This is a genomic window from Mesorhizobium sp. M0615 (genome assembly GCF_040320805.1).
GTDB lineage: Bacteria > Pseudomonadota > Alphaproteobacteria > Rhizobiales > Rhizobiaceae > Mesorhizobium.
Window position 1 is genome coordinate 497,940 of the sequence record NZ_JAMYQI010000002.1, and the last position, 13,599, is coordinate 511,538.

The window sequence follows — 13,599 nt, forward strand, 5'->3', positions numbered from 1 at the left end:
GTCCTATTCGGCGGCCTGCGGCAGCAACGCCGCCCGCAGTCGATCAACTTCCTCACTCAACGCAGTGGTGTTGTCGTTCATGTCTGTCAGGAGCGGGTTTAGCTTGTCGATGGCGCTCGCGAAGCCGGCGTCGATTTGCTGCACCCGCTGCGCAATGACCTCACCTTGGTCCTGGGCAGCCTTGGCCAAGCCTTCGACAGCACTGGCAAGGCTCTTGTCTACGCCTTCGAAGCGCTCCGCGTAGGACGACCAAGCTGTTGCCAGATGGTTGTGGTGCTGCGTTAGTGCATCAGCCAACGAGCGCGATGCGGTCTGGCCCGCCTGCAGAGCAGCTACCGAGGAGGTAACCGCTTCTGCCATTCTGTCGGTCGCGCCCGCGATACGCTCGCCGGACTGGAGCAGCGGTGCGGACGCCGTGCGAACATCCTGGGCGGTACGCTGGAAAGCGTCGGCCACGGCGCGAGATTGGTCGGTCGTCTCCCGCATTGCATTGCCCTGAGCGACAAGCGTGGTTTCGGTTCCACGCATTGCCACAGCGAAGCGCTCGATCTCTTCGCGGATGGTGGCAAGGGCTCCTCCAAGCCCATCGCGCAACGCCTTGGCAGCTTCTGCAGATGCACCGCCAATAGCTTCAGCTGCACCTGCCTGAGCCGCCGCGACGCGCTCGCGCGTTTCCTCGAGCTGTTTCGACAGTCCATCCTGGAAGCCACCGAGCCCGTTGTTGAACGTCGATACCTGTGCTTCCAGCCGTTCGAATACTCTCCCCATTGCTTCTTCGAGCCGTGCCGATGCGCCGGATGCCGCTTGGCCAAGGCTCTCGTCGACCTTGCGGTTCGCCTGCTCCATCGTCTCTCGCAGCGCAGCAACGACCTCGACCATTGCGACACGGCTCTGTTCGGAACTTGAACCGAGCTTGTCACCGGCATCCGAAACAAGCCGATTGAGGTTCTCAGCTGCCTCCGACAGTCTTCGGCCGAAATCGGCGCCGCTGCCGTGGATTCCGCGCTGCGCCTCGACCAGCGCGCCTTGCATCGACTGGAGCGTGGAAGCCAATTCGCGCAGTTCAGTTCCGGCGCCCCCCTGCACGCTCTCGCTGAACCGAGCAACGAGTTCTGCGACGCCAGATTGGCTATTAGTGGAAAGCTTTCCAACAGCCTGATCGATGCTTGCCGTCACAGGCGCCATGGCGCTCGCAAAGGCAGTCTGGATCTGAGGCGAGAGGTTTTCGCCCATGCGAGCGAAGAACTCAGCGGAATTAATCTGTTTCAACTCCGTGAGTTGCCCCGCCAGCGTTTCGTTCATCTCCGCAGTAATGGCCTGAGGCGCGGTGTAACGAAGTTTTCGCTCCACCGCCTTGCAGAATTTGTCGAAAACCGATTCGATGACTGAAAGATTGAGCTTGAACCAGAAGGACAAGAAAATCGACGCGCCAAGACCCGCGATCGAAGTCGAAAATTTGAATGTTGCAACCTGAAGCAACTCGCGCGTCGCAACCTGCATGCCTTCTGCATCCACGCTGTTGACGGCAGTTGCAGCTTTGTTTAGCGCGAGCACCAAACCCACAAAAGTCAACAGCAAGCCTATGCCGACAAAATACCCCGGGATGCTGCCGACGAGCTTCAACCCGAGTAGATGTTCTCGTGCGACCGACATGTTGACGAAGGCTTGGGGACGTACGGTGTTGCGGTAGACGCCACCCTCTTCCTTTGGCGGAACAAGCGTCTCGTCGAACTCTTTCCAGGCATGACCCAATAACGGGTGCAGTTCCAGCCGCTTGTGCATGGACGGATAGGACTTGGCGAACTCAACCATATCCTTCGTTTTCTGCACGCGGCGCCTTATGCCGAAGATAGAAAGCGAAATCAAAATCGTGTGCATGACAGTGAAAGCGATAGCCAAGGCCACTGCGAACGCCACCAAACTGCTAGCTATGGCGAACGCGAAACCTTGAGTGCTCACGCCTCTCAGGTCTCTGTTTCCCACTTCTATGAGGGTCGCCCAAATCAGATCAACATCCAACCAGGCGAATGTCGAGGCAAGCTTCCATAATACAGCCGCAACAATGACCCAAAAAAAGATAAAGCGGATGGCGCCGTTCCACAGCAGCTTCGATGCGAAAATAGACATTTGAATCCCCGAGCCCTTCGCCTGTCAATACACCCCTCTCTTTAGAAGTTCTAGCTTACCTTGCCATGCTGGGAGTGGAGACACGAAATTTGATCGCGTAGTGCAGGACCCTGGCCCCCTGGCTTTCTGGGCTGCAATTCACTGGCTCACTGGAACGTCTCTTTTTACCTAATTCGGTAATTCGTGAGGGTCAGCAAAGGATTTTCACTGCCTTCGTCAAACGGCTGCCTTCCATCCATTTGCCCATTTGGCAAACGACATATAGGAATAACCACCACCTCAAGGTTGATAAACGAATCCCTTCCCGTACAAGATACGGAAGATTCGCTCTTGGGGGGCGGCCATGACAAAACCATTTTACGCGGAGCCGATCCTTAATTCTCCGTATTTACCGCCCACGCGGCATCACGCGCTGGGGGATGACGGTCAGCCGCTGGAACATCCGCCGATCGAAGGGCGGAGACGGTCGAAATATGTGACGCCGGTGCCGAAGGCGCGGCGCTCGAAGTCGGGTTCGGCGCGAGGCCAGACCTCGCTCGGCTTCGATGCCGAGGAAACCAGCGAAAGCGGCTACAACCCGACTCCGATCATCAACGAGATCCGAGGCCACATCGAATCCTGGCGCGCACTGCCAAATCCCAACGACTGGGGCGTGACGCCGGTGACCCAGCGTCTGCTGCAGCATTGGCGGCATCACGAATTCTCCAACCAGCAGCCATTCTTCTGTCAGATCGAAGCTGTCGAGACGGCGATCTGGCTGGCCGAGGTGGCGCGTGGGCGCAAGCAATATGCACACATTTTTCGCCACCTGCAGGAGGCCAATCGCGATGCAAACCCGGAACTGTTTAGACTCGCACTGAAGTTGGCGACCGGCGCAGGCAAGACGACGGTCATGGCCATGCTGATCGCCTGGCAGTCGATCAACGCAGCGCGGCAGCCGAACTCGTCGCTCTTCTCGCGAGGGTTCCTGCTGGTGGCGCCCGGCATCACAATCAAGGATCGGCTGCGCGTGCTGAATCCTTCAGACACGGACAATTACTACCGCACGCGCGAACTGGTTCCGGCCGAGCTGATGACCGACCTCGGCAAGGCCAAGATCGTTATCACCAACTACCACGCCTTCCAGCGCCGCAAGGCGCACGACCTCAATCCCGTCGGCGAACGGCTGATGCAGGGGCGCACCGGCCAGCCGATCGAGAAGCAGGAAAGCGAAGGCGAAATGCTCGCCCGCGCTTGCGGCGAGCTCCTTCACCTGAAGAACATCGTCGTCATCAACGACGAGGCGCACCATTGCTACCGCGAGCGGCCGGGCACGGACGAGGAGTCAGAGGCGAAGGGCGAGGACAAGGAAGAGGCGAAGAAGAACAACGAGGCCGCGCGGCTTTGGATTTCCGGACTGGAGGCGCTGAAGCGCAAGGTCGGCCTGCGCGCTGTCTACGACCTATCCGCCACGCCTTTCTTCTTGCGCGGCTCGGGCTACGAGGAAGGCACGCTCTTTCCCTGGGTGGTGTCGGACTTCAGCCTCGTCGACGCGATCGAATGCGGCATCGTCAAGCTGCCGCGCGTGCCGGTCTCGGACAACGCCGTTAACGCCGAGGCACCAGTCTACCGCAATTTGTGGGACCACATCGGCAAGGCGATGCCGAAAAAGGGGGCGGGCAAGTCCGGCGAACTCGACCCGCTTTCGATCCCCGCCCAGCTTCAGACTGCTCTAATCTCCCTCTATAGCCACTATAAGACCGAATATGACGAATGGCAGCGCGCTGGAATTTCGGTGCCGCCGGTCTTCATCGTAGTCTGCAACAACACCGCAAGCTCCAAGCTGGTCTATGAATGGGTCTCTGGATGGCAACGCGAGCGCGAAGGCCAGATGCAGACCATCCATCATGGGCATCTTGAGCTGTTCAGCAATTACGACAAGAACACGGGCGGGCCGCTGCCTCGCATGAACACGCTGCTCATCGATTCCCAGCAGATCGAGTCCGGCGAGGCGCTCGATGCCAGTTTTCATGAAATGGCGGCGGGCGAGATCGAGCAGTTCCGCCGCGAGAAGCAGGAGCGCGAGGGAGCGGCGACCGGAAACATTTCTGATAGCGAACTCCTGCGCGAGGTGATGAACACAGTTGGACAGAAAGGTCGCCTCGGCGAGCAGATTCGCTGCGTCGTTTCCGTCTCCATGCTGACCGAAGGCTGGGACGCCAATACCGTCACGCACATCCTCGGCGTCCGCGCCTTCGGTACCCAGCTTCTGTGTGAGCAGGTGATCGGTCGAGGTCTGCGCCGCCAGTCCTACGAACTTAACGAAAACGGGCTGTTCGATACCGAATACGCCGACATCCTGGGCATTCCCTTCGACTTCGCCACTGAACCGCAGAAGGTCACGAAGAACCCCCCCAAACCCGTCACGCGCGTTGCCGCCGTCCGGGAGCGCGAGCGCCTCGCTATCCGCTTTCCCCGCGTCGGGGGTTACCGGACCGAGTTGCCGCCGGACCGCATCTCTGCAACGTTTACACCAGACTCCACGCTGACGTTGACGCCGGAGTTGGTCGGCCCCTGTGAGACCCGCCTTGAAGGACTCGTTGGCGAAGGCCACGACATCTCGCCGGATGCGCTTGATGACATGCGGCCGAGCGAAGTGGGGATGCATCTGACCAAGCGGCTGGTGGAACGTTACTTCCGCGACGGCGACCAGGACCCGCCCTACCATCTGTTCAATCTCATCCAGCCGATCACCCGGCGCTGGATTCAAAACCATCTGAAGACTTCCGGCGGCACCAAGATTGGCATGCTCACCTATGCCGAGATCGCCGAAAAAGCCGCAAGCCTGATCTATGCGGGCATCGTACGCGAGGCTAGCGCCGACGGCGCGCCGATCGTCAAGGCGATGCTCGACCCATACAATCCACACGGCTCGACCAATCACGTCGCCTTCAACACCACCAAGACGAACCTGTGGACGACATCACCGTTGAAGAGCCACATCAACTACGTCGTCTGCGACAGTGACTGGGAGGCGGAGTTCGCCCGCGTCGTCGAGGGGCACCCTTCAACCCTCTCCTACGTCAAGAATCAGGCGCTGGGCTTCGAAATTCCCTATCTCAACGGCTCCGTCACTCGTCGCTACCTGCCGGACTTCATTATCCAGATCGATGACGGGCGCGGCTCGGACGATCCGCTCAGCCTCGTCGTCGAAATCAAGGGGTTTCGCGGTCTGGATGCGCGGCTCAAGGCGCAGACCATGGAAAATCTCTGGGTACCGGGCGTGAACAATCTGAAGAATTTTGGGCGATGGGCTTTCGCCGAATTCCGCGATGCGTTCGCGATCCAGGAAGAATACGGAAAGCTGATGGATAGCCTCATCGCCTCCAGCACAAACAGGAATCAATTAAGGGAGATTGCGTAGATCATGGCGGGGGCCGCATTCCAGACCAATCCTTACAATCTCCATAACCTCCTCCAGAGTTGTCACAGTGGGGCGCTTCAGCTCCCCGATTTTCAGCGAAGCTGGGTCTGGGACGAAGATCGCATAAAGAGCTTGATCGCCTCCGTGTCGCGAGCGTTTCCCGTCGGCGCCTTGATGACGCTTGAGACGGGCGGAGAGGTTGATTTCAAGCCACGTCCTGTCGAGGGAGCGCCCGATCAGGCCAAGAATATGCTGCCGTCATCCCTGCTATTAGACGGGCAGCAACGGATGACGTCGCTTTATCAGGTTACGATTCGCAATTCGGTCGTGGAAACCGTGACACCGAAAAAGAAAAAAGTCCGGCGTTGGTTCTACATCGACATTCTGAAGGCTCTTGATCCAGCGGTCGACCGCGAGGACGCCATTATCGGCGTGCCGGAAGACAAAATCATTCGCGAGAACTTCGGCAAGGAAGTGGTCCTAGACCTATCCTCCCGTCAGGCCGAGTTCGACAATCTGATGTATCCGGTCGCCATGGTGTTCCACTGGAACGAATGGCAGATGCAGTTCATCGGACACAGCAACGTCAGGGGCGACTTCCAGGAGAAATGGCCCATCATCAATCGCTTCCATGACGGGATCATCGCCAATTTCGCGAGCTATCAGGTTCCCGTTATCGCCCTTGGGAAGAACACCTCGAAAGAAGCAGTCTGCGTGGTCTTCGAAAAGGTGAACACTGGTGGGAAGCCGCTCGACGCTTTCGAACTCGTGACAGCCATGTATGCCGCAAGCGGCCATGAGCTTCGCAAGGATTGGTTCGGCGGCGACGGGACAAAGGGGCGACATCGGCTGTTTGCCGAAACCTTGCACCCAGCCGGTCACGAAACTGGCATCATCGCCAACGTTGCCAACACGGATTTCCTGCAGGCAATCTCGCTCTTCCACACGCGCGACCGTCGGCGAGCCGCTGAGGCTTCGGGGAAGCACGGCAAGGAATTGCCGCCCGTCACCGGCAATAGACAGGCGCTGCTGAGCTTGCCACTCGAGTCCTACCAAAAATACGAGAAGCAGGTGGAGCGCGGTTTTCTGCAAGCGGCAAAATTCCTGCACATGCTCCATATCTACCGGATCTTCGACCTGCCCTATCAGTCGCAGATCGTACCGCTCGCCGCGATCCTCGCCGATATCGGGGACGCGTGGGAACACGAGGCCAATCGGGCAAAGCTGGCTCAGTGGTACTGGAGCGGCGTGTTCGGCGAGCTATACGGCTCGGCCGTGGACACCCGCATCGCTCGGGATTTCATGGAAGTCCCGGCCTGGCTGAAAGGCGGCGATGCTCCCTCGACTATCAGCGAGACCATGTTCCGTTCGGATCGCCTGAAGACAATGCGCATGCGCCTGTCTGCGGCATATAAGGGGGTCAATGCCTTGCTGATGAAAGAAAGGGCCCAGGATTTTCGGTCCGGCCAGGAATTCGACCACACCGTCTTCTTTGGCGAGAACGTCGATATCCACCACATCTTTCCGCAGGACTGGTGCCGCCGGCAGTCGATCAAGCCTGATGAATTCGACTCGATCATCAACAAGACGCCTCTTTCGTACAAGACCAACCGGATCATCGGTGGGGTCGCGCCGTCGCAATACCTGACGCGTCTCGAGGCCGGCAGCGAAACGAACCCTCGGATCGAGCCGACGAAGCTAGACGCCTATCTTGCCTCCCATCTGATCGAGCCGTCGCTCTTACGCGCCGACGACTTCAAGGGATTCATGGCCGATCGCCAGAAGCGCCTCCTCGGCTTGATCGAGAAGGCCATGGGTAAGGAAGCTTACAAGGGCGATGTACCCGAGGAAGGTGAGGATGACGAGCGCGACGACGACGGCATCGAAGCCGAAATGACCATCGCGGCGGAGTGAGCGGCAATGGTTTACAACGACCTCAAGACAGATGTGATCAAGCGCTTTTGGCTGCATATGATCCGGCGGCACCGCGAAGAGATTCGCCACGGCCTCGCACAGCCTCGTGGCGCGCGCTGGCACGCCATTCCGGAACTGGGTCTGGAGATCAGCATCACGACCGGCATCGACTTCGTCCGCGTATTCGTCCGCACGATGGAAGGCGGGAAAGCGTCGAAGCTGCGCGAGCGCCTGACGCACTGGCAGGACGAGCTGCTTCCAGCACTTGGCGCTCCGTTGAAAAGCCCAGGCGAGAGCGACAGGTTCTTCTCAAGCAGGCTTGATCTCGACATGAACGACGAAGGCAATTGGGACGCCGCGGCCGATTTCCTGTGGGACACCTCACAGCGCTATGAAAAGGCCCTGCGCGAAACTCTGGGTGGGACCGAAGCATGACCGACCCCCGCGAGCCCCACTTCGTGGCACAGGAACGTGCGCGTCAGTCGGCTTTCTTTGAAGCGTATCTTCCCGGCGAAGGCGGCTTCGAGGGCAGCGCCTATCGCCTTGCTCCTGCGAACCGCCTTTCGAACCTCAACCCTGCGATCCGCGACATTGCCGCCCGCTATTTCTCTGACAACGCCATCGCTTGGCATCAGCACGCCGCTCATGGGCTTTCCTCGCAGGTCTGCTGTCTGAACTTCCTGATGCCTCTCGCAACGCGCCCGGAATTGTTGGCGCGTCTGGTCCAGCAGGCCATCGGAGGCGAACTTCCGAAAATGCTGGAGGTCGAGAAAGGACCGGACGGCGAACCTTGGTTCGTCGGCTTCGAATGGATCGGCCGCAAGGATCACCTCAACGAATGGCCCCGAACTGGATCGCCGAAGCGCGGCGCCAATGTTACCAGCGCAGATGCCATCGTGCGCTTCCGACAGGCGGGCCGGGTCGAGACCTTGCTGATCGAGTGGAAGTACACCGAATCCTACGGCGCTCCGCCCGAGCCGAAGCGCGAGGCGGAGCGCCTTCGCCGCTACCAGAACATTGCCTTCGCGCCGTTCGGCCCGTTGCTCAGCAATGCCGACCTGAAACTCCCCAACCTGTTTTGGGAGCCGTTCTACCAGCTCTTTCGTCAGCAAATGCTGGCGTCACGCATGCAGGCAGCGAAGGAAGACGGCACTGAACGCGTTCGCGTGCTGCATATTGCGCCGGCCGGCAATCGGCGGCTCACTCGCGTCACCTCACCAGCGTTGCGAGCGCTCGGCGACAATGCCTTCATGGTCTATCGCGCCTTGCTGGCCGACCCCGAAGACTTCATCAGCCGCACTACCGACAAGCTATTCAGCCCGCTGATAGCCGATGTGCCTGCGGACGATTCCTGGGCGAACTATCTCAGCAAGCGCTATGCATTCCTGGCCGATACGACCACCCCCTCTCCAGATGAAATGACCCCGGCATGAATGCCATTTTCGACGTCACCCCCCGCACCGCCGCCGAATTCGACGACGATTCCTTCTGGAAGGTGCTGGAGGAACGGCACCCGCAGGAACGGGGCAGGCGGGCTGCAAAGTCAAAATTCTACTGGCAGCGCTCGCTGCCACAAGTCGATCTGGTCGTCACCATGTACGTCTCACCAGACAAGGACCGCTGCGGGGTTTTCCTCGGCCGCAACGAGAAGCTTGGTGCGGTTGACGTCGCGGAGCGATTGCGTCCGCATGCCGTTCGCCTTTCCGAGATCCTGAAACTCGATCCGGCGGTCAGTTCGGCGGAGTTTCCGTTCATGTCGGAATGGCAGGTCAACTGCTTCGCCGCCGACAACTGGCCAGCCATGACCGACTGGCTCACCACGGAGGCATCACGTTTCGAGCGCGCCTTGGTCGAACTGGTCGTCTAACGTTGAAAGAAAAAGGGGGGAAGTATGGCAAACTACAAGGGCGGTGTGATCCGCGACGGCTCGTCCACCGGCTCCGGCACCGCGCTGGGTAACCTCAAGAATGGGATCATCCGCAACGGATCGTCGTCTGGATCCGGCGCGGCGCTGGGCAATGTGAAGGACGGCGTGATCCGGAACGGCTCGTCCGTTGGCTCAGGAACCGCCATCGGCAACATTAAGGATGGCGTGGTCAGGAACGGGTCTAGCAAGGGAAGCGGCTCGATTGTTGGCAAAGTCTCCGACTTCACCATCAAGGGCATCGAGCGTGAGCGCGACGACGAGATCGTTGCCGTCTATCACTTTCTCATAAAGAAATTTCTCTGACGATCTTTGATTGGACTGCCCTATGGCAAAGACGCCGACGCAGAAGAATATCGACGCGCTGACCCACGACGAGGCGCGGCGGATCAACAATCCGACCGCCGAAATGGCCTCGCTGTTCGAGCAGCAGGAAGAAATCCTGGGCAGCGTCGATCATTCCATTTCGCTGCCGCGCGCGCGGCCGCTGGCCAACGGCGAAGCCAGGCAACGCGACGGCGATCTCGACCCGCAGATCATCTGGAATGGCATCAAGATCAGGATCACCAGGGACCAGATGCGCAAGCTCGCCGAGATAGGCGAGATCGAGATCGGCGACGCCCAGCTTGTCTGGCGCGGCAAGGACACGCAGGACTGGTCCGACCTCGTCGTCAATGCACCGCCGATCTACGTGCAGGAAAAGGTGCACCCCAAGGCGATCATCGATGATTTGAAGCGCCGCTCAGATGTCAAGCGCGAGGCTGAGACTGACGCGCCGGACCTGTTCGCCGATTTCAACGGACTGACGGATCCGGAAGCGCGAGCCGAGTTCTATCAACATGCGCAGCACTGGACGAACCGCTTCATCCTCGGCGACTCGCTGCAGGTGATGGCGAGTCTCGCAGAGCGCGAGGCAATGCGCGGCAAGGTCCAATGCATCTATTTCGACCCGCCCTATGGCATCAAGTTCAATTCCAACTGGCAGGTCTCGACGCTATCGCGCGACGTAAAGGACGGAAGGGCGACCGACGTCTCGCGCGAGCCGGAGCAGGTGAAGGCCTTTCGCGACACCTGGAAGGACAGCATCCATTCCTACCTGACCTATCTGCGTGACAGGCTAATGGTGGCACGCGAGTTGCTTAGCGAAAGTGGCTCGGTGTTCGTGCAGATCGGCGATGAGAACGTGCATCGGGTTCGGGCGGTGCTCGATGAGGTGTTTGGTGAGGAGAATGCTGTCGCTCAAATCACTGTTGAGAAGACCAGTGCGCAAACGAGCGATTATCTGTCAGAAAGCACCGACCACATCCTATTCTACTCCAAGCGGAAGGATGCACTAAAATTCCGCAATATATTGCGGACGAAAGAACCGACAGACAGCATGATGAACGAATACTCCAACTATGAGGATTCGAATCTGGTGCGTGGTCGAATGAAGGGAATTAACTCGGCCGAGGAATGGCGTGTCTTTGAAGCTGAACACCGCGTTTTTTCAAAGGACACGACCACGTCTAGCCGCCCGCCCGGCTCTTTTCCAGTTAGCTTTTGTGGCGGGAGGTACACACCCGGCAACGGATACTGGAAGACCGGTGAAATCGGCTTCCGTCGATTGATTGCAGCGAACCGAATTGAAACGCGAGGCACCTCTCTTCGCTATGTGAGGTTTTTTCGCGACTATCCCGTGTCACCCATCAACAATATCTGGAGTGATGTTCGGTTCTCCAGTCGACGGGAGGATAAAGTCTACGTCGTACAGTCATCCGAACTGTTGGTTCAACGCTGCATCCTGATGACCACAGACCCCGGCGACCTCGTGCTCGACCCGACCTGCGGCTCCGGCACAACCGCCACAGTCGCCGAGCAGTGGGGCCGGCGCTGGATCACCATCGACACCTCGCGGGTGGCGTTGGCGCTTGCCCGCACCCGGCTGATGTCCGCGCGCTATCCCTTCTATCAGTTGGCCGACAGCGCGGAAGGCCGGGCGCAGGAGCAGAAGGTTTCAGGGAGAATCCAGACGCAAGCCCGAACCTCGGGCGACATCCGCCAGGGATTCGTCTACGAGCGCGCGCCGCACATCACGCTCAAATCCATAGCCAACAACGCCGAGATCGACGTGATCTGGGAACGTTGGAAGGGTGTGCTGGAGCCGCTGCGGCAGGAATTGAACGAGAAGCTGGCTACAGGATTCGAGGAGTGGGAAATCCCGCGCGACCTCGATCCTTGGCTTGACAGCAAGGAAGGCGCCACCAAGGCCGGTCTGGTTACCGCTCGCGTGCGCGAACTGCACAAGGCCTGGTGGGCGGGCCGCATCGCTCGCCAGAAGGAGATCGACGCCTCGATCGCGAAGGCGGCCGATGTCGAGATGCTTTATGATCGTCCCTATGAGGACAAATCAAAAGTGCGCGTCGCCGGACCCTTCACGGTCGAGAGCCTGTCGCCGCACCGCGTCGTCACCGCGCGCGACGACACGCTTTCAGGGGAGATCAAGGCCGGCGAAGGTGGAATGCAGCCCGCGCCGGCCAATATGCCGGAGGTCGATTTCGGTCAGATGGTGCTCGACCATCTGCGCACCGCCGGCGTTCATCAGCAGGAAAAGCGCGACACGATCCATTTCAACTCGGTCGAGCCGTGGCCGGGCAACTGGCTGGCGGCGGAAGGCCGCTATACCGACGGCGACGGCCGCGAGAAACGCGCGGGAATTCTGATCGGCCCTGAATTCGGCACGCTGACGCGCAGCCAGATCACTGCTGCGGCCCGCGAGGCGTCCGATGCCCGCTTCGACGCGCTGATCGCCTGCGCCTTCAACTTCGAAGCCCAGGCGAGCGACCTGAACAGGCTCGGCCCGCTGGCGGTCCTGAAGGCGCGCATCAATCCCGACCTGCACATGGCCGAGGATTTGAAGAACACGGGCAAGGGCAACCTCTTCGTCGTATTCGGCGAGCCGGATGTCGACTTGATCGAGACGGCGCAGGGCGAATTGCAGGTGAAGGTCAACGGCATTGACATCTTCGATCCCTCGACGGGCGAAATCCGCTCTGACGACGTGAAGGGCATCGCCGCCTGGTTCATTGACACCGACTACAACGAAGAGAGCTTCTTCGTCCGCCACGCGTACTTCCTCGGCGCCAACGATCCCTACAAATCGCTGAAGACGGCACTGAAGGCCGAGATTGACGAGGAAGCCTGGGAGACGCTCTATTCCGACACCTCACGACCGTTTCCGAAGCCGAGCACGGGCAGGATCGCGGTGAAGGTGATCAATCACTTCGGGGATGAAGTACTGAAGGTTTTCGGGGTCTAGGTGAGAGTGATGCCCAGCTATACAATCCAGGATCTATATCAAAACGGGCGCGATACCATTTTTCGCAATTTAATCATGAGAGCGATCAAGAAGGAGAAAGTTTACTATTCCGATTTAGCTGACGTGTTAAGTAATATTGTAGTCGACGGTATTGTTTCCGATCAACGTATTGGTGGGTTGGTTGGTACATTGATGAGTGAAATTTGGCGCATTTATCCGGAAGCCCCGCCAATAAATATGCTCGTGATCAGCAAAAAGAATAAAACGGCAAGCAAAGGATCGGATAGCTTCCTGAAGAGATATTTCCGACTTTCACGCGTCCCATCTGCCAGGCGAAAATCCGAATTGGCGCAGATTGCAGTGGGCGATGTCTGGGATTTCTCTAGCTGGCAGGAAATATACAATGGTCTCACCGGGCAAGTTTGGACGCCCGTGGCGGAAGGTGGAGTGCAAGATTTCGACGATGACGGTCAAGGGGACAATCCAAAGTACGGTGGCCTACCTGAAAGCGCCGAACACAAGAAACTCAAAGCCTATGTTGTTGCAAATCCTTCTTCCGTGGGTTTGAAGCAGCGCCCCTTGAGGTCGCAGCCGGAAAGTTTGTTGCTTTCAGGAGACGAAATAGACGTCGAATTCACCTTCAAAAAAAAGCGAGTCGCCGTTGAGGTGAAATCGATCAAGTCTGGAGAGTCTGACTTGGTAAGAGGCGTCTATCAGTGCGTCAAATATCGTGCTGTTTTGAATGCACAGTACTCTCCCGATGGTGTGTCTTCGCATGCGATTCTCGTTACGGAGAAGGAATTGCCGAGCAAGGTCGCTTCTCTGGCGCGAAGATTAAACGTAAAGACGTTCGTTGTTCGCGTGAATATATAGGCGACTATTTCTGATCTATTGAGTCCCGTAGCATTTCCTGAAGACGTATGAATGGCGATT

At 58.7% G+C, this 13,599-nt stretch carries 10 protein-coding genes; 8 read left to right on the plus strand and 2 right to left on the minus strand.

The window, feature by feature from the left end; all coding sequences use genetic code 11:
* Nucleotides 1-3: 3 nt before the first annotated feature.
* Entirely contained in the window at nt 4-2,127 is a 2,124-nt protein-coding gene (gene zorA / locus NKI46_RS05020; RefSeq protein ID WP_352745075.1) for an anti-phage ZorAB system protein ZorA, read from the minus strand.
* A 343-nt stretch (nt 2,128-2,470) separates the two neighbouring features.
* Between zorA and NKI46_RS05025 the strand changes: the two genes are divergently transcribed.
* The 6 genes from NKI46_RS05025 to NKI46_RS05050 are packed head-to-tail and all read left to right on the plus strand — an operon-like array spanning nt 2,471 to nt 9,674.
* Nucleotides 2,471-5,530, plus strand: coding sequence for a BPTD_3080 family restriction endonuclease (locus NKI46_RS05025; RefSeq protein WP_352745078.1), 3,060 nt, complete (start codon nt 2,471-2,473; stop codon nt 5,528-5,530).
* A gap of 3 nt (nt 5,531-5,533) precedes the next feature.
* Nucleotides 5,534-7,444 (plus strand): GmrSD restriction endonuclease domain-containing protein, encoded by a 1,911-nt coding sequence (locus tag NKI46_RS05030; RefSeq protein WP_352745081.1) that lies wholly within the window; start codon nt 5,534-5,536, stop codon nt 7,442-7,444.
* 6 nt (nt 7,445-7,450) lie between these two features.
* Nucleotides 7,451-7,879, plus strand: coding sequence for a hypothetical protein (locus tag NKI46_RS05035; RefSeq protein ID WP_352745084.1), 429 nt, complete (start codon nt 7,451-7,453; stop codon nt 7,877-7,879).
* A complete protein-coding gene (locus NKI46_RS05040; protein WP_352745087.1) occupies nt 7,876-8,877 on the plus strand; it encodes a PGN_0703 family putative restriction endonuclease in 1,002 nt (333 codons plus the stop codon). Before NKI46_RS05035 ends, NKI46_RS05040 begins: the two co-directional genes overlap by 4 nt.
* Nucleotides 8,874-9,311 carry a hypothetical protein gene (locus NKI46_RS05045; RefSeq protein WP_352745089.1) on the plus strand — a complete coding sequence of 146 codons (438 nt, stop codon included), beginning with the start codon at nt 8,874-8,876 and terminating at the stop codon, nt 9,309-9,311. Before NKI46_RS05040 ends, NKI46_RS05045 begins: the two co-directional genes overlap by 4 nt.
* A 24-nt stretch (nt 9,312-9,335) precedes the next feature.
* Nucleotides 9,336-9,674 carry a 6-fold beta flower protein gene (locus NKI46_RS05050; RefSeq protein WP_352745092.1) on the plus strand — a complete coding sequence of 113 codons (339 nt, stop codon included), beginning with the start codon at nt 9,336-9,338 and terminating at the stop codon, nt 9,672-9,674.
* On the opposite strand, the gene NKI46_RS05055 is transcribed toward NKI46_RS05050, so the two are convergent.
* On the minus strand, nt 9,655-10,077 hold the full coding sequence (locus NKI46_RS05055; protein ID WP_352745095.1) for a hypothetical protein: 423 nt from the start codon (nt 10,075-10,077) through the stop codon (nt 9,655-9,657). The two genes, NKI46_RS05050 and NKI46_RS05055, sit on opposite strands and share 20 nt — an antisense overlap.
* Here NKI46_RS05055 and NKI46_RS05060 point away from each other — a divergent pair.
* Both NKI46_RS05060 and NKI46_RS05065 read left to right on the plus strand, forming a co-directional pair.
* Nucleotides 10,060-12,666 carry a site-specific DNA-methyltransferase gene (locus NKI46_RS05060; RefSeq protein WP_352745096.1) on the plus strand — a complete coding sequence of 869 codons (2,607 nt, stop codon included), beginning with the start codon at nt 10,060-10,062 and terminating at the stop codon, nt 12,664-12,666. The genes NKI46_RS05055 and NKI46_RS05060 overlap by 18 nt on opposite strands.
* 9 nt (nt 12,667-12,675) lie before the next feature.
* A complete protein-coding gene (locus tag NKI46_RS05065; RefSeq protein WP_352745098.1) occupies nt 12,676-13,539 on the plus strand; it encodes a hypothetical protein in 864 nt (287 codons plus the stop codon).
* Nucleotides 13,540-13,599: the final 60 nt, after the last annotated feature.